Annotated in this window: 22 protein-coding genes and 1 pseudogene; 18 read left to right on the top strand and 5 right to left on the bottom strand. The window is 65.6% G+C overall.

Features of this window, described 5'->3' with window-relative positions:
• A pseudogene (locus tag RN01_RS26215) lies at positions 1-245 on the bottom strand (phosphoribosylformylglycinamidine cyclo-ligase); the annotation flags it as partial.
• Positions 246-437: 192 nt separating this feature from the next.
• Between RN01_RS26215 and hda the strand changes: the two are divergent.
• From hda to RN01_RS26175, 8 genes are all read left to right on the top strand, one after another.
• Positions 438-1,145, top strand: a complete 708-nt coding sequence (gene hda / locus RN01_RS26210) for a DnaA regulatory inactivator Hda (protein ID WP_024569079.1) — start codon at positions 438-440, stop codon at positions 1,143-1,145.
• Between the two features lie 123 nt (positions 1,146-1,268).
• Positions 1,269-1,943 (top strand): HAD family phosphatase, encoded by a 675-nt coding sequence (locus RN01_RS26205; protein WP_011517459.1) that lies wholly within the window; start codon positions 1,269-1,271, stop codon positions 1,941-1,943.
• A 1-nt stretch (position 1,944) separates the two neighbouring features.
• The gene (pcnB, locus tag RN01_RS26200; protein ID WP_017514734.1) at positions 1,945-3,534 is read left to right on the top strand and encodes a polynucleotide adenylyltransferase PcnB; all 1,590 of its coding nucleotides are present in this window, start codon (positions 1,945-1,947) and stop codon (positions 3,532-3,534) included.
• Position 3,535: 1 nt separating this feature from the next.
• Positions 3,536-4,057: a 2-amino-4-hydroxy-6-hydroxymethyldihydropteridine diphosphokinase gene (gene folK / locus RN01_RS26195; RefSeq protein WP_017514735.1), complete on the top strand. Its 522-nt coding sequence runs from the start codon at positions 3,536-3,538 to the stop codon at positions 4,055-4,057.
• Positions 4,058-4,080: 23 nt separating this feature from the next.
• Positions 4,081-4,722 (top strand): deoxynucleoside kinase, encoded by a 642-nt coding sequence (locus RN01_RS26190; protein ID WP_017514736.1) that lies wholly within the window; start codon positions 4,081-4,083, stop codon positions 4,720-4,722.
• Between the two features lie 136 nt (positions 4,723-4,858).
• Complete coding sequence (panB, locus tag RN01_RS26185; protein ID WP_024569080.1) at positions 4,859-5,680, top strand: 3-methyl-2-oxobutanoate hydroxymethyltransferase; 822 nt, start codon at positions 4,859-4,861, stop codon at positions 5,678-5,680.
• A gap of 7 nt (positions 5,681-5,687) precedes the next feature.
• Positions 5,688-6,386 carry an ABC transporter permease gene (locus tag RN01_RS26180; protein ID WP_008641971.1) on the top strand — a complete coding sequence of 233 codons (699 nt, stop codon included), beginning with the start codon at positions 5,688-5,690 and terminating at the stop codon, positions 6,384-6,386.
• Complete coding sequence (locus tag RN01_RS26175; protein ID WP_008641968.1) at positions 6,383-7,072, top strand: ABC transporter ATP-binding protein; 690 nt, start codon at positions 6,383-6,385, stop codon at positions 7,070-7,072. Before RN01_RS26180 ends, RN01_RS26175 begins: the two co-directional genes overlap by 4 nt.
• 30 nt (positions 7,073-7,102) lie before the next feature.
• Here RN01_RS26175 and pabB read toward each other — a convergent pair whose 3' ends face one another.
• The 4 genes from pabB to RN01_RS26155 all read right to left on the bottom strand — a co-directional run bounded on the left by pabB (position 7,103) and on the right by RN01_RS26155 (position 13,061).
• Positions 7,103-8,998 (bottom strand): aminodeoxychorismate synthase component I, encoded by a 1,896-nt coding sequence (pabB, locus tag RN01_RS26170; RefSeq protein ID WP_024569081.1) that lies wholly within the window; start codon positions 8,996-8,998, stop codon positions 7,103-7,105.
• Between the two features lie 83 nt (positions 8,999-9,081).
• Positions 9,082-10,221: a molecular chaperone DnaJ gene (gene dnaJ, locus RN01_RS26165; protein WP_008641963.1), complete on the bottom strand. Its 1,140-nt coding sequence runs from the start codon at positions 10,219-10,221 to the stop codon at positions 9,082-9,084.
• Between the two features lie 174 nt (positions 10,222-10,395).
• Positions 10,396-12,345: a molecular chaperone DnaK gene (gene dnaK / locus RN01_RS26160; RefSeq protein WP_017512809.1), complete on the bottom strand. Its 1,950-nt coding sequence runs from the start codon at positions 12,343-12,345 to the stop codon at positions 10,396-10,398.
• A gap of 161 nt (positions 12,346-12,506) precedes the next feature.
• Positions 12,507-13,061 carry a cob(I)yrinic acid a,c-diamide adenosyltransferase gene (locus RN01_RS26155; RefSeq protein ID WP_011517468.1) on the bottom strand — a complete coding sequence of 185 codons (555 nt, stop codon included), beginning with the start codon at positions 13,059-13,061 and terminating at the stop codon, positions 12,507-12,509.
• A gap of 158 nt (positions 13,062-13,219) precedes the next feature.
• On the opposite strand from RN01_RS26155, the gene RN01_RS26150 reads away from it, so the two are divergent.
• The 10 genes from RN01_RS26150 (at position 13,220) to RN01_RS26105 (ending at position 23,120) form a co-directional block, all read left to right on the top strand.
• Positions 13,220-14,638, top strand: coding sequence for an FAD-binding oxidoreductase (locus RN01_RS26150; protein WP_017512808.1), 1,419 nt, complete (start codon positions 13,220-13,222; stop codon positions 14,636-14,638).
• 10 nt (positions 14,639-14,648) lie between these two features.
• Complete coding sequence (locus RN01_RS26145) at positions 14,649-15,539, top strand: LysR substrate-binding domain-containing protein (RefSeq protein WP_008641954.1); 891 nt, start codon at positions 14,649-14,651, stop codon at positions 15,537-15,539.
• Positions 15,540-15,752: 213 nt separating this feature from the next.
• Complete coding sequence (locus RN01_RS26140) at positions 15,753-17,255, top strand: FAD-linked oxidase C-terminal domain-containing protein (protein ID WP_011517471.1); 1,503 nt, start codon at positions 15,753-15,755, stop codon at positions 17,253-17,255.
• Positions 17,256-17,313: 58 nt separating this feature from the next.
• The gene (locus RN01_RS26135) at positions 17,314-18,237 is read left to right on the top strand and encodes an ion transporter (RefSeq protein WP_017515251.1); all 924 of its coding nucleotides are present in this window, start codon (positions 17,314-17,316) and stop codon (positions 18,235-18,237) included.
• 32 nt (positions 18,238-18,269) lie between these two features.
• Entirely contained in the window at positions 18,270-19,373 is a 1,104-nt protein-coding gene (gene glcE, locus RN01_RS26130) for a glycolate oxidase subunit GlcE (protein ID WP_017515252.1), read from the top strand.
• 50 nt (positions 19,374-19,423) lie between these two features.
• Entirely contained in the window at positions 19,424-20,695 is a 1,272-nt protein-coding gene (glcF, locus tag RN01_RS26125; protein ID WP_011517474.1) for a glycolate oxidase subunit GlcF, read from the top strand.
• A 138-nt stretch (positions 20,696-20,833) separates the two neighbouring features.
• A complete protein-coding gene (locus tag RN01_RS26120; protein WP_008641946.1) occupies positions 20,834-21,220 on the top strand; it encodes a CidA/LrgA family protein in 387 nt (128 codons plus the stop codon).
• Positions 21,217-21,942 carry an LrgB family protein gene (locus tag RN01_RS26115; protein ID WP_008641945.1) on the top strand — a complete coding sequence of 242 codons (726 nt, stop codon included), beginning with the start codon at positions 21,217-21,219 and terminating at the stop codon, positions 21,940-21,942. The genes RN01_RS26120 and RN01_RS26115 overlap by 4 nt, the downstream gene beginning before the upstream one ends.
• A gap of 85 nt (positions 21,943-22,027) precedes the next feature.
• Complete coding sequence (locus tag RN01_RS26110) at positions 22,028-22,408, top strand: VOC family protein (protein WP_017514351.1); 381 nt, start codon at positions 22,028-22,030, stop codon at positions 22,406-22,408.
• Between the two features lie 19 nt (positions 22,409-22,427).
• Complete coding sequence (locus tag RN01_RS26105; protein WP_008641943.1) at positions 22,428-23,120, top strand: YafY family protein; 693 nt, start codon at positions 22,428-22,430, stop codon at positions 23,118-23,120.

Here is a 23,120-nt window from a genome sequence, read left to right as displayed (position 1 = left end):
AGCTGGAACGCCAGCTTGAGCTTGGTGCCCACGCCGTCGGTGCCCGAAACCAGGACCGGCTCCTGGTACTTCTTCGACAGCTCGAACAGCGCGCCGAAACCGCCAATGCCGGCCATCACGCCTTCGCGCATGGTGCGCTTGGCAAACGGCTTGATCCGGTCAACCAGCGCGTCGCCGGCTTCGATGTCAACACCGGCATCGCGGTAGGAAAGGCCTGCCTGGCCGGCGGTCGGGGATGCGCTCATGAGAACCTGCTTGTCTTTGAGGAGGTGAAGTGTGGATTCCGGCGCTCGGCTGACGCGCTTTTCGCCAAATCTGGCGTAGTGGGCGGGCTCGAGTCCAGTAAAATCGCAATTTTAACGGATACAGGCTCCCGGCGACCAGCTATCGCGGTCACTCTCCGTCAGCCGCAGAATCGGGCAAGTAACGCATTCGTCATGTCACCGCGTCAAAAGCAGCTCTCGCTCGAACTGGGCAGCCCGCCGCCGTCCACTTTCGAGAATTTCTTCGTGGCCGCCAATCGCGAGTCCGTGCAGCGCCTGCGCGAACTGGCTGGCCTGGTCGCGCGCGAGCAGGCCACGGACCGCCTGATCTACCTGTGGGGCGAGGTCGGCTCCGGCCGCACGCACCTGCTGCATGCCGTATGCGACGCCTCGCTGCACACCGGCCTGAATTGCCGGTACCTGAGCCCGCACCACGCCCTGTCCGACTTCATGTTCGACCCGTCGTGCCAGATTTATACGGTCGACGATGTCGAATTGCTCGACGAAGCCCGCCAGATCGCGGTGTTCTCACTGTACAACGAGGTCCGCGCCCATGTGCGGTGCGCGCTCGTGGTGGCCGGGGGCCTGGCGCCGCGGGCCATGCCGGTACGTGAAGATCTGCGCACCCGGCTCGGCTGGGGCCTGGTATACCAGGTGGAATCGCTCTCGGACGAGGACAAGATGGCCGCGCTCCTGCAAGCCGCACGCGAGCGGGGCCTGCAGTTGTCGCCCGAAATCCCCCACTGGCTCGTCACACGCCATTACCGTGACATGCCCAGCCTGATGGCGCTGCTGGACGCGCTCGACACCTACTCGCTCGAACGCAAACGCGCGGTGACGCTGCCGCTGCTGCGCGAAATGTTCGCTGAATTCCGGGAGTAACCGACGCCCCGCCGGCCTGGCTGGCACGAAATCCGCTCGGTCCGGGCTCAGGACACCGCCGGACTGGCAAGGCCGGCTCCCTGCCCCGACTGCCTGTTGCACTCTCATGTAAAATCGCCGCCCATGAATCTGGCATTGTTTGACCTCGACCACACCCTGATCCCCACCGATAGCGACCATGAGTGGGGCCGCTTCCTAGTTCGCATGGGCGTCGTCGACGAGGAATCCTATCGTCGCAAGAACGACGAGTTCTATAGCCAATACAAGGCTGGCACGCTCGATATCGGGGCATTCCTGCGCTTCGCGCTGGCCCCGCTGGCTGCCAATCCGCGCGACCGCCTGGATCAATGGCGTGTGCGCTTCATGCACGAGGTAATCGAGCCCGTCATCACGCCGCAGGCCCGCGCGCTGGTCTACAAGCACCTGGAAGCCGGCGACCTGTGCGCGGTGGTGACTGCCACCAACAGTTTCGTGACGGCCCCGATCGCCCAGGCATTCGGGATCAAGCACCTGATCGCCACCGAGCCCGAGACCATCGACGGCAAGCCGGAAAGCGCCTTCACCGGTGAAGTATTCGGCGTGCCGAGCTTCCGGGAAGGCAAGATCACCCGCGTGGAGAGCTGGCTGAAGGGCTTGGGCGCCCGCTGGGACGACTTCGGCTCGACGACGTTCTACAGCGACTCGGCCAACGACCTGCCCCTGCTCGAGAAAGTCAGCGAGCCGGTGGCCGCCAACCCGGACGATCGCCTGCGCACCCATGCAGCCTCGGCCGGCTGGCGCATCATGGATCTGTTCTGAAGTGATCAAAAAGCTCATCAACCGGCTGCTTGGCAAGCCGGGGCCCAAGCAGCGCCGCACCGGACGCGCCCATACGGCGCGCGTCGTCGGCGTTGACGAACACCGAATCGACCCGGCGCTGATCTCGCGCAACGCGGTCAAGGTGACCTCCACCCTGCAGCAGGCCGGCTACCAGGCCTTCATCGTGGGTGGCGCCGTGCGCGACCTGCTGCTCGGCATCAAGCCGAAGGACTTCGACGTGGCAACCAATGCCACGCCCGAGCAGGTGCAGGCGCTGTTCCGCCGCTCACGCATCATCGGCCGACGCTTCCAGATCGTGCACGTCACGTTCTACGGTGGCCGCGAGCAGGAAATCATTGAAGTCTCGACCTTCCGCGCGCTGGTCGACGCCGTCGCCAGCGAGACGCTGCCCGAAGGCCGCCGCCTCAAGCGTGCGGAACTCGACAGCAAGACCCACGCGATCGACGCCAGCGGCCGCGTGCTGCGCGACAACGTCTGGGGCACGCAAGCCGAGGATGCGGAACGCCGCGACTTCACGATCAACGCGATGTACTACGATCCGGCCGCGCAGACCGTGCATGACTACCATCACGGCATGGAAGACATCCGCGCGCGCACGCTGCGCATGATCGGCGATCCGGTCACGCGCTATCGCGAAGACCCCGTGCGCATGCTGCGCGTGGTGCGTTTTGCGGCCAAGACAGGCTTTTCGATCGACGACCATACGCGCGAGCCGATCGTCGGCCTGGCCTCGCTGATCCACAACGTGCCCAGCGCGCGCCTGTTCGACGAAATGCTCAAGCTGCTGATGTCCGGCCATGCGTGGGCCTCGCTGCAGGAACTGCGCAAGGCGGGCCTGCACAAGGGCCTGCTGCCGCTGCTGGACGTCGCGCTGGAACAACCGATGGGCCAGCGCTTCGTGCAGCTTGCCCTCGACAACACCGACCGCCGCGTGCAGGCCGGCAAGCCGGTTTCGCCGGGCTTCCTGTTCGCATCGCTGCTCTGGCACCACGTGCTGCAGCGCTGGAACAAGCTGCGCGAGCAAGGCGAGCACCCGATCGCCGCGCTCAACACCGCGATGGATCAGGTGCTGGAAAAGCAGACCGGCCAGCTTGCGATCCAGCGCCGCTTTGTCACCGACATGCGCGATATCTGGGGAATGCAGCCGCGTTTCGAGAAGCGCGTCGGCCGCATGCCGTTCCGCCTGCTGGAATCGCCGCGCTTCCGCGCCGGCTACGATTTCCTGCAACTGCGCTGCGAAGCCGGTGAACAGGCGGCCGAAATGGGCCAGTGGTGGACCGACTTCCAGAACGCTTCGCCCGATCAGCGCGAAGCGATGATCGAGGCCGCGCGCCCGGCCCGTTCCAGGGGGGGCAAGGGTGGCCAGGGCGGCCAGGGTGGACAGAGCGGCGCAAACGAACCGGAAGCTGGCGAAGGCGTGGAGGGTGCGGAAGACGATGCGCCGGCCCGCAAACGGCGTCGCCGACGCGGTCCGCGGAAATCAGATAAAGTGTCTTCCCGCAGCGAGGCGGATTCGGCAGAAGGAGGTCAGGCCGTCGCACAATCCCGCCGCGCCCAGCCGGAGGAATAACATGACGCTCGCCTTCATCGGCATCGGCGCCAATCTTGGTGATGCACGCCAGGCAGTAAAAGACGCCATCGTGTGCCTGGCCCAGCAGGTCGGCATTACGGTGGTCGCCAAGTCGTCGTTCTATCGCACCGCACCAGTCGACGCCACGGGCGCGGACTACTTCAATGCGGTGGTGAAGATTGAGACGCCGTTCACGGCAGCGCAGCTCCTGCGTATCTGCCACCACATCGAAGACCAGTTCGGCCGGGAACGGCCGTTCCGGAACGCACCGCGCACGCTCGACCTGGATCTACTGCTGTTCGGCGCGGAGTCGATCAATACCGAAGCGCTGACGGTTCCGCATCCGCGCATCACTGAGCGCGCGTTCGTGCTGGTGCCGCTGGTCGAGCTCGATCCCGAGATCGAGATTCCCGGAGTTGGCCCCGCGGCCGGTTTCCTGCCGGACGTGCAGGAGCAGCGCATCGAGAAGTTTTCCTCATGCAAATGCTCGCGCATGAAGGAAGGCGACGGCGCGCAGCCATGAGCGCGCCACGCCGCGGCTGACACATGCTCGATCATCTGCGTCGTATCGTCATCGAAGGCCCTGTCGGCTCCGGTAAGGCCGCGCTGGCCCAACGCCTGGCGCGCCATCTCCAGGCAGCCGAACTGTCCGATGGCGCGCGCAACAACCCCTTCCTCGAACGCTTCTACCGCGAACCACAGCGCTATGCGCTGGCGATGCAGCTCGCCTGCCTGAACCAGCGCGTGACCCAGCTCCAGCAGTGGCATTCGGCGATGCTGGCCGGCCAGCGCATGATCGGCAACTTCCTGTTCGCGCGCGACCGTGTCTACGCTTCGCTGACACTCGAAGCCGACGAACTCGCGCTCTACGACGCGCTGGCGGCACGCCTGCAAGCGCCGGCGCAGCGCGTGGATCTGGTCATCATGCTGCAGGCCACGCCCTCGCTGCTGCGTGAGCGAATCGCGCGGCGCGGCCTGCCCGGCGAGAGCGGTATTGACGAGCAATATTTGCAGCGGCTCACCGATGCCTATGGCGAATTGTTCCACCGCTACGACGAAGCCCCGGTGCTGATTGTCGATACCGCACATTTCAACCCGGTAGACAACGACGTCGATTTCCGTACACTACTGTCGCGCATCGAGAACATGCGAGGCCGCAGGGCCTTTCTGAATCTCGTAGCGTCCTGAGTCGTCCCGACGCGTCTGTCGAGCCGTTTCCACACGTGAAGCGGCTTTCGCCAGGCAGCACAACACACGAAAAAGACAGCGGTCGACCCTGGCCATCCGATGCACGGGTCCGAACCGATCAACCACGGGTACTGCCATGAGTTACCTCCTCGATCCCTCCCGCAAGACCGTCACCATCCCCAAACTGCAGGCCATGCGTGAAGCCGGCGAAAAGATCGCCATGCTCACCGCCTACGATTCCAGCTTCTCCGCGCTGCTCGATCTCTGCGGCGTGGAAGTGATCCTGGTCGGCGATTCGCTCGGCAACGTGATGCAGGGCCAGCAGACCACGCTGCCCGTCACGCTCGAGCACATGGTCTATCACACCGAATGCGTGTCGCGCGGCAACCAGACCGCGCTGCTCGTGTCCGACCTGCCGTTCGGCACGTATCCCACCCCCGAGAAGACCTTCGAAAGCGCCGCCGCGCTGATGCGTGCTGGCGCGCAGATGGTGAAGCTCGAAGGCGGAGACTGGCTGGCGCCGACGGTGAAATTCCTGGTCGAGCGCAGCATTCCGGTATGCGCGCATATCGGGCTGACACCGCAATCGGTACACGCGCTCGGCGGCTTCAAGGTGCAGGGCAAGACCGACGAGAGCGCCGCGCAGCTGAAGCGTGACGCGCTGGCGCTGCAGCAGGCCGGCGCGCAACTGATCGTCATGGAGGCCGTGCCGGCCAAGCTCGCCGCCGAAGTGACGGCGCAACTCTCCATCCCGACCATCGGTATCGGCGCTGGTGTCGATTGCTCGGGCCAGGTGCTGGTGCTGCAGGACATGATCAACATCTACCCGGGCCGCAAGGCCAAGTTCGTACGCAATTTCATGGAGGGACAGCCCTCGATCGAAGCGGCGATCCGCGCCTATGTGGCTGCGGTGAAGGACGGCAGCTTCCCGGCCGTCGAGCACACGTTCTCGGCCTGAACGCCGCGTGGAGATCGGCGCCGCCACGCTCGAAGCATTCCGCCTGCTGGTCAGCGGCGACGGCGCCTTGTGGTTCATTGTCTGGACTTCGCTGATGGTGGCCGGGCTGGGACTGGCACTGGCCACGGTGCCGGCCATCGGCGCGGCCTACCTGATCGCCACGCAGCAATTTCCTGGCCGGCGCGCCGTCGTGGTCGTCGCCCAGGCATTTCTCTCGTTCCCGACCGTGCTGGTCGGCCTGATTCTCTACCTGCTGTTCACGCGCCAGGGGCCGCTGGGCGGCTTCTCGCTGTTGTTCACGCCCGCAGGCATGGTGATCGGCCAGGCCGTTATCGCCTTCCCCGTCATCCTGGCGTTCGCGCTATCCACGCTGCAATCGGCCGATCCTCGTCTGCGTGAGACGGCGTGGGTGCTCGGCGCAGGACGCTGGCAGACCTGCATGACCGTGCTGCGCGAGCTGCGTTTCGGCCTGATGGCCGCAGTGGTCGCGGGTTTCGGCCGCGTAATTGCCGAGGTCGGTTCAGCGCTGATGATTGGCGGCAATATCGAAGGCGCCACACGCACGATCACCACGGCCATCGCGCTGGAAACGAGCAAGGGCGAGTTCGCCGAAGGCATCGCATTGGGCATCGTGCTCGTGGCACTGGCGCTGATCGTCAATGTGCTGATGGCCTGGTTGCAGGGCGCCGGAGGTTTTCGCCGATGAGCACGCGGACACCTGCCCCGCTGCTGACGGTGCGAGGATTGTCGCGGCGCGTCGGCGCGCGCAAGTTGTTCGACATCGCCGAACTGGATTTCCCGCGCGCGACGGCCATCGCGCTGACCGGTGTCAACGGCGCGGGCAAGTCGACGCTGCTGCGGATAGTGGCCGGACTCGAACCGGCGCCCGGCGCGACCGCAAGCTGGACCGATGCGAATGGCACCGCGCACACCGTGCCGCTTTCGCCGTTGCCAATGTCGCTACGGCGTCGCATCGCCTACATGCATCAGCATCCGTACCTGTTCCGCACCTCAGTGCGCGAGAACATCGCCTATGGCCTGCGTCACCACGGCCTGCCACGCGACGAGATTGATCGGCGGGTGGGCGCGGCGCTGGGCTGGGCCGGCGTGGTGCACGTTCAGGACACTGCGCCCGACAAGCTATCCGGTGGAGAAATCCAGCGTGTGGCATTGGCGCGCGCGAAGGTGCTGGAGCCCGATCTGCTGCTGCTCGACGAGCCGACGTCAAGCCTCGATGGTCACGCGCGCGAACAGGTCATCGCGCTGATCGGCGAACTGGCCGCCGAAGGGCGAACCGTCGTAATGGTCTGTCACGACCGCGAGCTGATCAACCTGCCCGGTGTGGTGCGCTGGAAGCTCGGCGAAGGCCGGCTTGATACGCGACACAAGTAGTCGCTGCGGCAGACACCCTAGACACCTTGCTCAGATCAGGCGCGCGCGCAGCGTGCCGCGCAATGCGTTGGCGATAACGATGGTTTCGGCGCGTTGCACCATGTCGCGCGTCACGGTGGCTTCCTGCACCGGTCCGTCGATCAATGCGTCCCCTGCTTCGAGCACCACGGCACGCATCACGCCCGGCAGGATGTCCGCCGAGAGTGGCGGTGTCATCCACTGGCCATCCACCTTGATGAACACCGAACTGCGGCCGCCTTCGAGCAGTTCGTCGCACGTGTTGAAGAACAGGCTATCGAATCCGCCTGCCCGCTCCGCGGCCTGCCATCCCTGATCGAACACGGCGCGCGCGCTGAGCTTGTGCCGGCGCAGCGGATCGTGAACGGGCAGGCATGTCGGTGCGATTTCGAGCCCCACGACGCCATGCGCGAGCGGAGCCAATGCCCCGCTGGCAAATGCCAGCGTGCCGCGCTTGTCCACACTCACGCGCAGGCGCCAGTCGCCATCGCCCAGTCGCGCGGCTTCAGCCTGCACCGCCGCGCGGGCTTCAGGCAAGTCCAGCGCGAAGCCGAACGCCGCCGACGAGTTCGCTAGTCGCTGCAAATGGCGCTCGCGATGTAGCACTGCGCCATCGCGCGCACGCATGGTCTCGAACAACGTGAAGCCGGGGTCATGACCGGTCAGGAACCGCGCTTTCCATCCGCATTCGGCATACTCATCGTCGGCCACGCTATCGTGCACGATGCCACCGCCCACACCCATCTCGGCCGCGCGCAGGCCATCTGCCCCGGGCGGCGCCAGCACCAGCGTGCGGATCGCCACAGACATGCCGAAGGCGCCGACGCCAATGATCTCCGTAGACTCATGCGATGGTGCATCGAGCCAACCGATCGCGCCCGTGTACAACCCGCGTGGCGACGTCTCGAGCTCGGCGATGATCTGCATCGTGCGCCGCTTGGGCGCGCCGGTAATCGATCCGCACGGGAACAGCGCGACCATCAACGCACCGAACGACGTACCCGGGCGCGCGGTCGCGGTGACTGTCGACGTCATTTGCAACACGCGACCGAACGGTTCGACGACGAAGCGCTCGGGCACCGCCACGCTCCCGGGGATCGCCACGCGACCGAGGTCGTTGCGCAGCAGGTCGACGATCATCACGTTCTCGGCGCGGTTCTTGGCATCTGTGGCCAGTCGTTTCGCGGCGCGCGCATCCTGTTCGGCATCCCCTGAACGCGGCGCGGTGCCCTTCATTGGACGTGCGACGAGATGTCCGTGGCCATCGTGCTCGACGAACAGTTCGGGCGATAGCGACAGCACCCAACCGCCACCGGGCAGATGCGCAAGCACGCCGAACGGCACCGGCTGTGCCGCGCGCAACGCCGCATAGAACGCCATCGGATCGCCAAACACGCGACAGCGTAGTCGTTGCGTGAAGTTGACCTGATAGGTATCGCCCGCCTCGATGTAATCGTGGATACGCGCGATCGCTTCGGTGTATTGCGTCCGCGTGGTGCTGGCCGTCACGTCGAGCGCGCCCGTCGGGCCTGGTTGTGCGCCTGCGGCTAGCCACTGCGCCACACCTTCCGTATCGAGCCGGCGCAACGTGCGAAACCACAGCACGCGCAGGGCGCCGTCGTGAAACGGCAGCGCATCGCCAACGTGCACGGGTGCGCCAACGATCGCACCACCGAATTCGTAGGGCGCAAAGAACGTGGCGTGCAACCCGTCCCGCCAGCCGCTGGCCAGCAGCATGTCGAGCGCCGATACGTCGGCACCGGCCGCCAGCACGTCCTCCCGGACGAAATCGGTATAGAGGCGCGAAGCCGTCACGCCAGAGCCGGCTGTGGCGTCGTCGAGCAGAACGAAGGGGGGCGAAGGGATGGGTACCACGAAGACTGGATGCGAAAACGCTGCAGTCGGCATTATCGCTGCGTTGGGCGTAAAAAAACCGGCCACGCTGGACACGTGGCCGGTTTCATCGTCCTGTTGACGGGTCGATAACGCGATCAGCTAAAGAAGCTCTTCACCTTGTCGAGCCAGGACTGCTCCTGCGGGCTGTGACGCGAACCGCCCTCGTGCACCGAGCGGTCGAACTGACGCAGTATGTCCTTCTGGGCCTCGGTCAGCTTGACCGGCGTCTCCACGTTCACATGCACGTAGAGGTCGCCCGGATATCCGGAGCGCACACCCTTGATGCCCTTGCCGCGCAGGCGGAACGTCTTGCCGGCCTGGGTGCCTTCCGGCACCGGGAAACTGGCCCGGCCGCCCAGCGTCGGCACTTCGATATCGCCGCCCAGCGCCGCCGTAGCGAACGAGATCGGCATCTGGCAGTGCAGGTCGTCGCCGTCGCGCTCGAACACCGGGTGCTGCTTGATATGCACCTCGACGTAGAGATCGCCCGGCGGGCCGCCGTTGATGCCCGGCTCGCCGTTGCCCGACGAACGGATACGCATCCCTTCGTCGATACCGGCCGGAATCTTGACCTCGAGCGTCTTCTGCGACTTGAGCTTGCCCTGACCGTGGCACTTCGTGCACGGCTTCGGGATGAACTTGCCGCTGCCGTGGCACTTCGGGCAGGTCTGCTGCATCGTGAAGAAGCCCTGCGACACACGCACCTGGCCCACGCCGTTACAGGTCGGGCAGGTTTCGACCGACGAACCCGGCTCGGCGCCATTGCCGTGGCAGTGTTCGCAATCGTCCCAGTGCGGCACGCGGATCTGCGCCTCGTGGCCATGCGCGGCCTGCTCCAGCGAGATCTCCATGCTGTAGCGCAGGTCGGCGCCACGGTAGGCCTGCGGACCGCCGCCACGGCGTCCGCCGCCGGCTGCCTGGCCGAAGATGTCGCCGAAGATATCGCCGAACGCTTCCGCGAAGCCACCGCCGCCAAACCCGCCGCCGCCGAATCCACCGGCCATGTTCGGGTCCACGCCAGCGTGGCCGTATTGATCGTAAGCCGCCTTCTTCTCGGGGTCGGAGAGCATCTCGTAGGCCTCCTTGACCTCCTTGAATTTCTCCTCGGCTTCCTTGTTATCCGGATTGCGGTCCGGATGGTGCTTCATCGCGAGCTTGCGATAAGCCTTCTTGATCTCGTCGTCGCTCGCGTTCTTGCCTACCCCGAGCACTTCGTAGTAGTCACGTTTTGCCATGGTGGCTCATACCTGATTGGCCCGACGGAGCGCTTACATGCCCGCCGCGCGATAAGCAAAAAAGCCGAGCGCAGTGTCCAACCGAGGTTTGCACCTGGTGTCAGACAACCGTCGCCCGGCGTCGGGAACGGGTGGCGGCGCCGGCATCACCCGCGCCGCCACCCGCCGTCCCGATTACTTCTTGTCGTTCACTTCCTTGAACTCGGCATCCACGACGTTGTCGTCCTGCGGCTGGGCCTGCTGCTGAGCGCCGCCGGCTGCTGCGCCGGCACCTGCCGCCGCACCTTCACCGGCCTGGGCCTGCATGTCGGCGTAGACCTTCTCGCCCAGCTTCTGGCTGACTTCGGACAGCGCGTTGACCTTGGCGTCGATCTCGGCCTTGTCACCGCCGCGGGCGGCGTCTTCCAGGTCCTTGATCGCGGCTTCGATCTTTTCCTTCTCGCCAGCTTCGAGCTTGTCGCCGTACTCGCCCAGCGCCTTGCGCGTCGAGTGGATCAGCGCGTCGGCCTGGTTGCGGGCATCGGCCAGTTCACGGGCGCGCTTGTCTTCCTCGGCGTTGGCTTCGGCATCCTTCACCATGCGCTGGATCTCGTCTTCCGACAGACCCGAGTTCGCCTTGATCGTGATGCGGTTTTCCTTGCCGGTGGCCTTGTCCTTGGCGCCCACATGCAGAATGCCGTTGGCGTCGATGTCGAACGAGACCTCGATCTGCGGCGTGCCACGCGGTGCCGGCGCAATGCCTTCCAGGTTGAACTCGCCCAGCATCTTGTTGCCGGTGGCCATCTCGCGCTCGCCCTGGTACACCTTGATCGTCACGGCCGGCTGATTGTCGTCAGCGGTCGAGAAAACCTGTGCGTGCTTGGTCGGGATGGTCGTGTTCTTGTTGATCATCTTGGTCATCACGCCACCCAGCGTTTCGATGCCCAGCGACAGCGGCGTCACGTCCAGCAGCAGCACGTCGGTACGGTCGCCCGACAGCACCGAACCCTGGATGGCAGCACCCACGGCCACGGCTTCGTCCGGGTTCACGTCCTTGCGGGCTTCCTTGCCGAAGAACTCGCGCACCTGTTCCTGCACCTTCGGCATACGGGTCATGCCGCCGACCAGGATCACGTCGTCAATGTCGCTGACCTTGACGCCTGCATCCTTGATCGCGGTACGGCACGGTTCGATCGTGCGGGTGATCAGTTCTTCCACCAGCGCTTCGAGCTTGGCGCGCGTGATCTTCAGGTTCAAGTGCTTCGGACCCGAGGCATCGGCCGTGATGTACGGCAGGTTGATCTCGGTCTGCTGCGAGCTCGACAGTTCGATCTTGGCCTTCTCAGCGGCTTCCTTCAGGCGTTGCAGCGCCAGCACGTCCTTCGACAGATCGACGCCCTGTTCCTTCTTGAACTCGCCGATGATGTAGTCGATGATGCGCTGGTCAAAGTCCTCGCCACCGAGGAACGTGTCGCCGTTGGTCGACAGCACTTCGAACTGCTTTTCGCCATCCACGTCGGCGATTTCGATGATCGAGATGTCGAACGTGCCGCCGCCGAGGTCATACACGGCAATCTTGCGGTCGCCCTTCTCGTTCTTGTCCATGCCGAACGCCAGCGCTGCGGCGGTCGGTTCGTTGATGATGCGCTTGACGTCCAGCCCGGCGATGCGGCCGGCATCCTTGGTTGCCTGGCGCTGCGAGTCGTTGAAGTACGCCGGCACCGTGATCACGGCTTCGGTCACGGGCTCGCCCAGGTAGTCCTCGGCGGTCTTCTTCATCTTGCGCAGCACTTCGGCCGAAACCTGCGGCGGGGCCAGCTTCTGGTCGCGCACGCCAACCCAGGCGTCGCCGTTGTCGGCCTTGACGATCGAGTACGGCATCAGGCCGATGTCCTTCTGGACTTCCTTCTCTTCGAACTTGCGGCCGATCAGGCGCTTCACCGCGTACAGCGTGTTACGCGGGTTGGTGACGGCCTGGCGCTTGGCAGGCGCGCCAACCAGGATCTCGCCATCTTCCATGTAGGCGATGATCGACGGCGTGGTGCGTGTGCCTTCGGAGTTCTCGATGACTTTCGGCGTGTTGCCTTCCAGAATGGACACGCAGCTGTTGGTGGTACCGAGGTCGATACCGATGATCTTACCCATAGTGTTCTCTCCTATTGAGCCCTGCTTCTTGAGATCAGGGCTGCAATTCAACCTGAATGCGAAATGTGGCCATCGCGGGCCATTTCAAGGGCGAAATTCGCAAATCCGAGTAAATTTCTCGGAAAAACGAGTCAGCCCAATTAGTGGCTCATGCGTAACTTTCAGGATTCCCGCTCGCGCTGCCAGAGCACGTCGCTCCCGCCACCCGCGCGGTTCAGCACACGGGCCAGCACGAACAGCAGGTCTGACAGCCTGTTCAGGTACTGGCGCGGCGCCTCGTTGAGCGCTTCGGCGGCACCCAACTCGACAAGCGCACGTTCCGCCCGGCGGCAGACCGTACGGCAGATGTGGGCCTGCGCGGCGGGCCGGCTTCCGCCCGGCAGGATGAATTCGGCCAGCCGTGGCAGGGCGGCATTGTAATGGGCCAGCCAGTCGTCGAGCTGGGCCACCTGGGGCGCCTTGAGCAAGGTATAGCCCGGGATGGAGAGTTCACCACCCAGGTCGAACAGGTCGTGCTGGATATGGAGCAGCGCGGCGCGGACGTCCTCGGGCAGATCCGGTTCGGTCAGCAGCAGGCCGATATGGGAATTCAGCTCGTCCACGTCGCCGATCGCGACGATGCGCAGGCTGTTCTTGCCAACCCGGCTGCCGTCGCCGAGGCCCGTGGTGCCGGCGTCGCCGGTGCGCGTGGCAATTTTGGACAGGCGGTTACCCATGCCGGTCTCCTTGTGGTCAGTGTTTTAGAAGTGGCGCAATTATGGACCCTCCGGGGCCGGGCGGCGCGTACCGGGGACGTATGGGAGACGTGGAAGGCGACGTAGAATGGCGGCATTCCCTTGCATACAGAGCTATACGGCCCGAGCCGGAGACCCGCATGAACCACCCCACACCTGCCACCGCCCTGGCGCGCCGGCCGTTCCCGTCGGAACTGGCCGATGCCCTCGCCGCCCGCTTCGGCGACCGCTTCACCACCTCGGCCGGCGTGCGCGAGCATCATGGCCGCGACGAATCCCCGTTCCCGCCCGAACTGCCGGACGCCGTGGTCTTTGCCCATAGCACCGAGGAAGTGGCCGAACTGGCGAAGCTCTGCAACACGCATGGCGTGCCGCTGATCCCCTACGGCGCCGGCTCCTCGCTCGAGGGCCACCTGCTGGCCGTGGCCGGCGGTATCAGCCTCGACCTGTCGCAGATGAACCGGGTGCTGGCCGTGCACCCCGAGGATCTGACCGTCACCGTCCAGCCAGGCGTCACGCGCAAACAGCTCAACCAGGAGATCAAGGACACGGGCCTGTTCTTCCCGATCGACCCGGGCGCCGATGCGTCGCTGGGTGGCATGTGCGCCACGCGCGCCTCGGGCACCAACGCGGTCCGCTACGGCACCATGCGCGAGAACGTGCTGGCGCTGACCGTGGTCACGGCCAACGGCCGGGTCATCCGCACCGGCACCAATGCGCGCAAGTCGTCGGCGGGCTATGACCTGACGCGCCTGTTCGTCGGCAGCGAAGGCACGCTCGGCATCATCACCGAAGTTACGGTGCGGCTCTATCCGCAGCCGGAAGCGATCTCCGCGGCCGTCTGCGCCTTCCCGAGCATGGGCGACGCCGTGCGCGCCACCATCCAGACGATCCAGCTTGGCGTGCCCGTGGCCCGCGTGGAGTTCGTCGACGCCCTGGCAATCCGTGCGATCAACCGCCATGACAATCTGACCTTGCCGGAAACGCCTCACCTGTTCTTCGAGTTCCATGGCACCGAGGCCGGCGTGCGCGAACAGGCCGAGACCGTGCAGGACATCGCCGCCGAGCACGGTGGCCAGGGCTTCGAATGGGCCACACGGCCCGAGGACCGGTCGCGGCTCTGGAATGCCCGCCATACCGCCTATTTCGCGATGCTCCAGCTGAAGCCGGGCTGCAAATCGGTCACCACCGACGTCTGCGTGCCGATCTCTCGGCTGGCCGACTGCGTGACCGAAACCGAGCGCGATCTGAATGCGTCATCGCTGCCCTGCCCGATCGTCGGTCACGTCGGGGATGGCAACTTCCACGTGGCGATACTGGTGGACCCGGACAAGCCCGAGGAAATGGCCGAGGCCGAGGACATCAACCGCCGCATCGTGCAGCGCGCGCTGGCGATGGGCGGCACTTGCACCGGCGAACACGGCGTGGGCCTGCACAAGATGGGATTTCTGGTGCAGGAGCATGGCGAGGATGCGCTCGACCTGATGCGCGCGATCAAGGATGCACTCGACCCGAACCACATCCTGAATCCGGGCAAGATCTTCAGCGCCACGCGCTGAGCACGCGGCCATGGCATCGGTTTTCCATCGCGTCCCACCCCTGCACCTGCTGATCGCGTTCGAAGCGGCTGCCCGGCTGGGCAGCTTCGCGCGCGCTGCCGAGGAACTGTCGGTGACGCCGAGCGCGGTCTCGCACAGGATCAAGAACCTTGAGGAACTCTGGGGCGACGACCTGTTCGTGCGCTCGAACGCCGCGCTGCGGCTGACCGCGGCCGGCACGCGCTACCAGCGCAACGTGCAGGATGCGCTGAAGTCGCTCAACGAACTGGCACGCCCCGAGTACAACAAGCTGCGCACGCGGCTGCGCGTGGCGATCCCGCCGACATTCGGTCGCCAGCACCTGGTGCCGCGCCTGCCCGAGTTCACCGCGCTCTATCCGCATATCGATCTCGAACTGCACCTGGCCGTGCCGTTCCTCGACGTCAAGGCCGAGGACACCGATATCGAAATCCGCTACGGCACCGGCCGCTACCCCGACCTGAAGACCACGAAACTGCTGGTCGAGCCCGTGTTTCCGGCGTGCGGGCGCGAGTACTACGAGCGCGTGAACGGCTTTGCGGTCACCAAACCCGAGGATCTGCACAATCTGACGCTGCTGCGCAGCCCGCTGGAACCGTGGCGGCCGTGGTTCGAAACCGCCGGCCTGGACTGGCCGGAGCCGCTGACTGGCGCGCAGTTCAACGATATCGGCCTGATGCTGGAGGCGATCGTCTCGAACCAGGGCGTGGGACTGGTGCGCCAGCGCATGGCGCGGCAGTGGCTGGCGGCGGGCCAGATGGTGAAGCTGCTCGATATCGAGTCGGTATCGCCACACGGCTACTACATCGTCGAACGCGAGCAGGCGCCGCTGATGCCCGAGGCGCGCTACTTCATCGACTGGCTGCTCGGGCTGGACTGGTAGCGGGCAAGCCACTACGCTGGAAGCGGCTTCGTCCGCGACCTTGGGCATTTGCACCCGGCATGAACCTTTTTGATCGGGTCGTCGTGCCGAATTCACGTGCGCCAGGGCGCTCCCGGCGGGGTGCCTGCGCTATAGTCTGCCGTCCCGGCCCCGGTACGAGCACGCATCCACGCGGGAATCGTGCGCGTCGGCCGGTCCGTCACAGGAGTTGCCATGAACGCCCCGCAAGACGCCCAAACTGTCGCCGGTGAATCCGCGGAGACGCGACGCGCTACGCTGCTGGCCGGCCTCGCCCGCATCCTGCCCGACACGGCCGTGCTGTGGAAGGCCGAGGACACCGTGCCGTACGAGTGCGACGGCCTGGCCGCCTATCGCCAGGTTCCAGACGCCGTGGTGCTGCCCGATACCGAGGAGCAGGTCTGCGCGGTGCTGCGCCTGTGCCATGAGCTCGGCGTGCCGGTGGTGCCACGCGGCTCCGGCACCAGCCTGTCTGGCGGCGCGATGCCGATCGCCGGCGGACTGGTGCTGTCGCTGGCCAAGTTCAAGCGCATCCTGTCGCTCGATCCATATTCCCGCACGGCGGTGGTTCAGCCCGGCGTGCGCAACCTGGCAATCTCCGACGCCGCCGCCCCGCACAACCTCTACTACGCGCCCGATCCGTCCTCGCAGATCGCCTGTTCGATCGGCGGCAACGTGGCCGAGAACTCGGGTGGCGTGCATTGCCTCAAGTACGGCCTGACGGTCCACAACGTGCTGCGCGTGCGCGCGGTGACGATGGAAGGCGAGGTGGTCGTGTTCGGGTCCGAGGCGCCCGACGCGCCGGGCCTCGACCTCCTGGCCGCGATGATCGGCTCCGAAGGCATGCTGGCCGTGGTCACGGAAGTCACCGTGAGGCTCATTCCCAAACCGCAGCTCGCGCAGGTCATCATGGCCAGCTTCGACGACGTGGAGAAAGGCGGCAATGCCGTGGCCGACGTGATCGCCGCGGGCATTATCCCGGCCGGACTGGAGATGATGGACAAGCCCGCCACGGCCGCCGTGGAGGAGTTCGTCAAGGCCGGCTACGACCTCGACGCCGCCGCGATCCTGCTGTGCGAGTCGGATGGCACGCCCGAGGAAGTGGCCGAGGAAATCGCCCGCATGAGCGAGGTGCTGCGCGCATCGGGCGCGACGCGCATCACGGTGTCGCAAAGCGAAGCCGAGCGCCTGCGCTTCTGGAGCGGCCGCAAGAACGCCTTCCCGGCTGCGGGCCGCATCTCGCCCGACTACTACTGCATGGACGGCACGATCCCTCGCAAGCACATCGGCACGCTGCTCAAGCGCATCGAGCAGATGGAGCACAAGTACGGATTACGCTGCATCAACGTTTTCCATGCGGGCGATGGCAATATGCACCCCCTGATCCTGTTCGATGGCGCGGATCACGACGAGTGGCAGCGCGCGGAGCTGTTCGGGTCGGACATCCTGGAGGCCTGCGTGGAACTCGGCGGCACCGTGACCGGCGAGCACGGTGTGGGCGTGGAAAAACTCAACTCGATGTGCGTGCAGTTCTCCCCGTCCGAGCGCGACGCGTTCTTCGGGGTCAAGGCCGCATTCGATCCCGCCCGGCTGCTGAACCCGGACAAGGCAATCCCCACACTTGCGCGCTGCGCCGAATACGGCAAGATGCACGTCAAGCGCGGCCTGCTGCCGCATCCGGACCTGCCGCGTTTCTGACACTGACACTAACCAGACGGGAAGGCGCGAGAGTCCGCAACCCTTCTCCGCCTTGCACATGTCACGATCCACACGATCCGATCAAAACGCGCGCATTCGCCAACGGCTGGGCCAACCCGAGTCGGGATGGCGCCAGCGCTGGTACACGATCATCTTCGAAGCGGACACGCGCCCGGGGCGCACGTTCGACATCGTGCTGCTGGCGGCCATCATCGCCAGCGTGGCCGTGGTCATGCTCGACAGCATCCAGGCCATTCACGCGCGCCTGGGTACGGTGTTCACCGTGCTCGAGTGGCTGTTCACGCTGCTGTTCACGACCGAATACATCATGCGGCTGAGCGTCGTGCGGCGCCCGCTGCGCTACGTCTTCAGCTTCTACGGCATCATCGACTTCTTGTCGATCATTCCGACCTGGGCATCGTTCTTCGTGCCGGAACTCGCCTTCCTGATCGACGTGCGCCTGCTGAGGCTGTTGCGTGTCTTCCGGATTCTCAAGCTGACGGTCTATTTCGAGGAAGCCGAGATCCTGATGCTCGCGCTGTCCAACAGCCGCCGCAAGATCTTCGTGTTCCTGGGCACCGTATTCATCATCACGGTAATCCTGGGCACGATCATGTACGTGGTGGAAGGCCCCACGCACGGCTTCACGAGCATCCCGGTCAGCATGTACTGGGCCATCGTCACGCTTACCACCACGGGCTTCGGCGACATGGTGCCGAAGACGCCAATCGGTCAGTTCATCACGTCGATCACGATCCTGCTCGGCTACGGAATCATCGCGTTTCCGACTGGCATCGTTGGCGCGGAACTGGCTGCAAGCATCATCCGGCGCCCGCTGACCACGCGCTCGTGCGAACACTGCCTGACCGAAGGCCACGAGCCCGACGCCACGTTCTGCAAGCACTGTGGCACCGCGTTGCCAGAGTATCGAACCGAACTGGCCACCGACCGACGCGGCGACGACGGTAGCCGATCCCGCTGACGCCCCCCAATTCCAATTACGACAACGTCCTCATGCAAGCCACTCTCGACGCCTTTCGCGATGCGATCCGCCAGGCCGGCGACACCCGCACACCGCTGCGCCTGCGCGGTGGCGGCAGCAAGGACTTCTATGGCCAGGCGCTGGCCGGCACCGTGCTCGATACGCGGGCCTATCGCGGCATCGTCGAATACGATCCCGCCGAACTCGTGATCACGGCGCGCTGCGGCACGCCGCTGGCCGAGATCGAGGACGCGGTGGCACAGAAGCGCCAGATGCTGGCCTTCGAGCCGCCCCATTTCGCACTGCGCGGCCAGGCCAGCACGGCCACGATCGGCGGCGCGGTGGCGGCCGGGTTGTCCGGCCCGCGCCGTCAGTCCGCGGGAGCGCTACGTGACTTCGTGCTGGGCGCGCAATTGATGGACGGCCACGGCGAGATCATGAACTTCGGTGGCCAGGTGATGAAGAACGTGGCCGGCTATGACGTGTCGCGCCTGCTGGCCGGCTCGCTCGGCACGCTCGGCCTGATCCTCGAGGTCTCGCTGAAGGTGCTGCCCGTGCCATTCGATGACGCCACGCTGCGCTTCGCGATGGCCCAGGCCGAGGCGATCGACCAGCTCAACAAATGGGGCGGCCAGCCGTTGCCGATCGCGGCGTCGGCGTGGCATGACGGATTCCTGCATGTGCGACTCAGCGGTGCGACCGCCGCGGTTTGCGCCGCACGTGACAACCTGGGCGGCGAGGTCATCGATGCCAGCCACGCCCAGCAGTTGTGGATGGCCTTGCGCGAACAGACGCACGCGTTCTTCTCCCCAGCAAACGATACGGGCCGCGCCCTGTGGCGCATCGCCGTGCCAACGGTCTGCAAGCCGCTGGACCTGCCCGGCGCCCAGCTCGTGGAATGGGGTGGCGGCCAGCGCTGGTGGATCGCACCGGATGACAGCGCCGCATCGGCGGATCGGGTGCGCGCCGCAGCGCAGGCTGCCGGTGGTCACGCCACGCTGTTCCGCAATGGCGACAAGTCCGTTGGCGTGTTCACGCCGCTGTCATCGCCGCTGGCCGCGATCCACAAGCGGCTCAAGGACACCTTCGACCCTGCGGGCATTTTCAATCCGCAGCGCATGTACAACGGACTCTGAGTCCGCAGGCAACCCCATAGCGACCTTCGCGACCACAGCGACCCCACATCATGCAAACCACACTGGCCGATTTCCTGCGCAACACGCCCGAGGGCGAAGAGGCGAAATCCATCGTCGGCAAATGCGTGCACTGCGGTTTCTGCACGGCCACGTGCCCGACCTACCAGTTGCTCGGCGACGAACTCGACGGGCCGCGCGGCCGCATCTACCTGATGAAGCAAGTGCTTGAGGGCAACCCCGTCACGGAAAGCACGCGCCTGCATCTGGATCGCTGCCTGACCTGCCGCAATTGCGAATCCACCTGCCCGTCCGGCGTGACCTATGGCCACCTGGTGGACATCGGCCGCAAGATCGTCGATGACCGGCTGGAGGCGCAAGGCATCAAGCGCCCGGCCAAGGAACGCATCGTGCGCTGGGTGCTGCGCGAAGGCCTGACGCGCCCGGCGCTGTTCGGCCCCGCACTGAGACTCGGCCAGATCGTGCGCCCCTGGCTGCCGCAGATGCTGCGTAACAAGGTACCTGCGAGCGAGCCCGTGGCGGGCACCTGGCCGCGCACCGAGCATCCTCGCAAGATGCTGTTGCTCGACGGCTGCGTGCAACCGGCCATGTCGCCCAACATCAATGCCGCCACGGCACGTGTGTTCGACAAACTCGGCGTACAACTGGTGGTGGCGCGGGAAGCCGGTTGTTGTGGCGCCATCCGCTTCCACAATGGCGACCATCCAGGCGGGCTCGACAATATGCGCGCGAACATCGACGCATGGTGGCCACATATCGAGGCCGGAGCCGAAGCGATCGTCATGACCGCGTCGGGCTGCGGCGCGATGGTCAAGGACTACGGCCACCTGCTACGCAACGATCCGACGTACGCATCGCGCGCCGCGCGTGTATCGGCCATGACGCGCGACTTGTCGGAGCTGCTGCCCGACTTTACCGATGAACTGCACCGCCTGGCCGGCGCCGTGCCGCGCGATAGCCGCCGCGTGGCGTGGCATCCGCCGTGCACGCTGCAGCACGGGCAACAGATTCGCGGCAAGGTCGAAGCGCTGCTGACCCGCCTGGGTGTGGACGTGCGCCTCTGCGCGGACAGCCACCTGTGCTGCGGCTCCGCCGGCACCTACTCGGTGCTGCAGCCCGAACTGTCGTACAAGCTGCGCGACGACAAGCTCGCCAAACTGCAGGCCACCTCGCCGGAATCCATCGTCACGGCCAATATCGGCTGCATCACGCATCTGCAAAGCGGCACGGAAACGCCGGTGATGCACTGGGTCGAGCTGGTGGACCGGATGCTGGCGCCGGTTGTGGCGGCACAGGCGGCGTAAGCCACGGGTGATGGCTGTCTCCCCCTCTCCCGTGAATGGGCGAGGGGAGCAGGAAGCCAACGGCAGCACTGACGTCCGGCTTGCACGCATCTTGTACGGGAGTACCATGTCGGCACATTTGGTCTCCCTAAGCGCCCCATGCTTCAGACGTTTGCCATCCTGCTGGTCTTTCAGACCGTGGGCGAGGTGATCAGCTACGCGCTGCACCTGCCCGTGCCGGGTCCCGTGATCGGCATGCTCCTGCTGTTCGGCTGGCTGGTCTTCGACAACCGGTTGCTGCCCGTCGTCCAGAACTCCGCGAATGAACTGCTCAAGCACCTGTCGCTGCTGTTCGTGCCGGCCGGCGTCGGCATCATGGTGCACGCCAACCGAATCGGCAGCGAATGGCTCCCCATCGTCATCGCCTTGGTGGTTTCCACCTGGGTGGCCATCGCGGTCACGGCGCTGGTCACGCGCGCGCTGATGCGCAAGCCTCCTGCCGACACGCCTGTCGACACGTCGGCGGACACGGGAGCACAGCCATGATGTCGCCACGCCTGAACGAAATCTGGGTCTACCTGGCAGCTAGTCCGCTGATCGGGCTCACCGCCACGTTGATCGCCTACGTGTTCGCGTTCCGCATCTACGAGCGCGCGCGTTTCTCGCCGCTGGCCAATCCGGTGATGATCTCGGTGGCGATCCTTGTGACCGTGCTGACCGTCACGGGTACGCCGTACAAGACCTACTTCGACGGCGCGCAGTTCGTGCACTTCCTGCTCGGCCCTGCGACGGTGGCGCTGGCCGTGCCGCTCTATACGCAATTGCCAAAGCTGCGCACCAACGTGTTCCCCCTGCTGTGCGGCCTGGTAGCCGGTTCGTTCGCGGCCGTGGTGTCGGCGGTGGGCATCGCCTACGCACTCGGCGCGACGCCTGACGTGATCCGATCGCTTGCGCCGAAATCGGTGACCATCCCGATTGCGATGGGGGTATCGGAAAAGATCGGTGGCCTGCCCTCGCTGACCGCGGTGCTGGTCATGGCAACCGGCATCATTGGCGCCGTCACCGCCACCGGCCTGCTTAACCTGCTGCGCGTGCGGGACTACACGGTGCGGGGCTTCGCCACGGGCGTGGCCGCGCACGGCATCGGCACGGCACGGGCATTCCAGGTCAGCCAGGAGGCCGGGGCCTTCTCGGCACTCGGGATGGGGCTGAATGGCGTACTGACGGCCATCATGGTGCCGGTGCTGGCGGCCTGGATGCCGCATTGACACCCCTGACACGCTCCTGACAGTACGCTGTCAGGAGCCCACGCGCATGATCCGTTCTCCCAACTTCGTAACGAGGAGAGCCAAGATGTCCACCCCCAACACCACCCTGGTCAACTGGCTGGAAATCCCGGTGACCGACATGCAGCGCGCAGTCCAGTTCTATGAAGCCGTGTTCGAGCATCCGCTACGCCGCGAGACGATGGGCAAAGTCGATATGGCCGTGTTCACCCACGGCGACGGATCGGGCGCGCTGGTCCAGGGCGACCAGTACCGCGCGAGCGCGTTCTATGGTCCGGTGCCGTACCTGAACGCCCCACAACTCGACGACGTGCTGGCACGTGTCAGCCACGCCGGCGGCCATACGCTCGAAGGGCCGGTCAACCTGCCTGACAACCTTGGGCGCTACGCGCATATCAAGGACAGCGAGGGCAACCGGATCGGCCTGCACGAGCCAGGCACCCACTGACGAGGAAAGTGAGCACCCCGTGAGCCGACGCGCCGACCGCCTGTTCCAGATCGTCCAGGTCCTGCGAGGCCGCCGCCTGACCACGGCGGCGCTGCTGGCCCAGCGCCTGGGCGTTTCCGAACGCACGGTCTATCGGGATATCCAGGCGCTGTCGCTCTCGGGCGTGCCGGTTGAAGGCGAGGCCGGCATTGGCTACCGGCTGCGGCCCGACTACGACGTGCCGCCACTGATGTTCACGTCGATGGAAGTCGAGGCCATGGTGGCAGGGTTGCGGCTGCTCAAGGCCTGGGGCGGTGGCGCGCTGGCCGCCGCAGCCGATCCCTCGCTCGAAAAACTGATGGCCGCCCTGCCGCCGCAACGGCGCGTGGCCGCGCAGCAGAGCCGCATTTTCGCGCCCGAGTACGTCAACCAGCCCGCCGTGCGCGAGGCTTTTGACATCGTGCATACGGCCATCGGCGCGCAACGCCTGCTACGGATCGACTACAGCGACGCGCAACAACGCGAAAGCGTGCGCGTGGTGCAACCGCTGGGCCTGTTCTTCTGGGGTAATGTCTGGCTGCTGGCGGCGTGGTGCACGACGCGCTCCGACTACCGCAGCTTCCGGCTGGACCGCTGCCGCGCCCTGACGATGCTCGACGAGCATTTCCTCGAGACGTCAGAGCGTTCGCTCAACGGATTCCTCCGCACCGTCCAATCGGACACGCAGGGATAG

This window comes from Cupriavidus sp. SHE (genome assembly GCF_000812445.1).
Lineage (GTDB): Bacteria > Pseudomonadota > Gammaproteobacteria > Burkholderiales > Burkholderiaceae > Cupriavidus > Cupriavidus metallidurans.
The sequence above is the reverse complement of the archived record's forward strand: the minus strand, read 5'-3'. Positions and strand labels throughout refer to the sequence as shown.

What these genes read in the sequence shown, in the direction of transcription:
- hda (WP_024569079.1), top strand. Translation starts at nt 438, where the DNA reads ATGTCACCGCGTCAAAAGCAGCTCTCGCTCGAACTGGGCAGCCCGCCG.
- RN01_RS26205 (WP_011517459.1), top strand. Translation starts at nt 1,269, where the DNA reads ATGAATCTGGCATTGTTTGACCTCGACCACACCCTGATCCCCACCGAT.
- folK (WP_017514735.1), top strand. Translation starts at nt 3,536, where the DNA reads ATGACGCTCGCCTTCATCGGCATCGGCGCCAATCTTGGTGATGCACGC.
- RN01_RS26190 (WP_017514736.1), top strand. Translation starts at nt 4,081, where the DNA reads ATGCTCGATCATCTGCGTCGTATCGTCATCGAAGGCCCTGTCGGCTCC.
- panB (WP_024569080.1), top strand. Translation starts at nt 4,859, where the DNA reads ATGAGTTACCTCCTCGATCCCTCCCGCAAGACCGTCACCATCCCCAAA.
- RN01_RS26175 (WP_008641968.1), top strand. Translation starts at nt 6,383, where the DNA reads ATGAGCACGCGGACACCTGCCCCGCTGCTGACGGTGCGAGGATTGTCG.
- pabB (WP_024569081.1), bottom strand. Translation starts at nt 8,998, where the DNA reads ATGCCGACTGCAGCGTTTTCGCATCCAGTCTTCGTGGTACCCATCCCT.
- dnaJ (WP_008641963.1), bottom strand. Translation starts at nt 10,221, where the DNA reads ATGGCAAAACGTGACTACTACGAAGTGCTCGGGGTAGGCAAGAACGCG.
- dnaK (WP_017512809.1), bottom strand. Translation starts at nt 12,345, where the DNA reads ATGGGTAAGATCATCGGTATCGACCTCGGTACCACCAACAGCTGCGTG.
- RN01_RS26155 (WP_011517468.1), bottom strand. Translation starts at nt 13,061, where the DNA reads ATGGGTAACCGCCTGTCCAAAATTGCCACGCGCACCGGCGACGCCGGC.
- RN01_RS26150 (WP_017512808.1), top strand. Translation starts at nt 13,220, where the DNA reads ATGAACCACCCCACACCTGCCACCGCCCTGGCGCGCCGGCCGTTCCCG.
- RN01_RS26145 (WP_008641954.1), top strand. Translation starts at nt 14,649, where the DNA reads ATGGCATCGGTTTTCCATCGCGTCCCACCCCTGCACCTGCTGATCGCG.
- RN01_RS26140 (WP_011517471.1), top strand. Translation starts at nt 15,753, where the DNA reads ATGAACGCCCCGCAAGACGCCCAAACTGTCGCCGGTGAATCCGCGGAG.
- RN01_RS26135 (WP_017515251.1), top strand. Translation starts at nt 17,314, where the DNA reads ATGTCACGATCCACACGATCCGATCAAAACGCGCGCATTCGCCAACGG.
- glcE (WP_017515252.1), top strand. Translation starts at nt 18,270, where the DNA reads ATGCAAGCCACTCTCGACGCCTTTCGCGATGCGATCCGCCAGGCCGGC.
- glcF (WP_011517474.1), top strand. Translation starts at nt 19,424, where the DNA reads ATGCAAACCACACTGGCCGATTTCCTGCGCAACACGCCCGAGGGCGAA.
- RN01_RS26120 (WP_008641946.1), top strand. Translation starts at nt 20,834, where the DNA reads ATGCTTCAGACGTTTGCCATCCTGCTGGTCTTTCAGACCGTGGGCGAG.
- RN01_RS26115 (WP_008641945.1), top strand. Translation starts at nt 21,217, where the DNA reads ATGATGTCGCCACGCCTGAACGAAATCTGGGTCTACCTGGCAGCTAGT.
- RN01_RS26110 (WP_017514351.1), top strand. Translation starts at nt 22,028, where the DNA reads ATGTCCACCCCCAACACCACCCTGGTCAACTGGCTGGAAATCCCGGTG.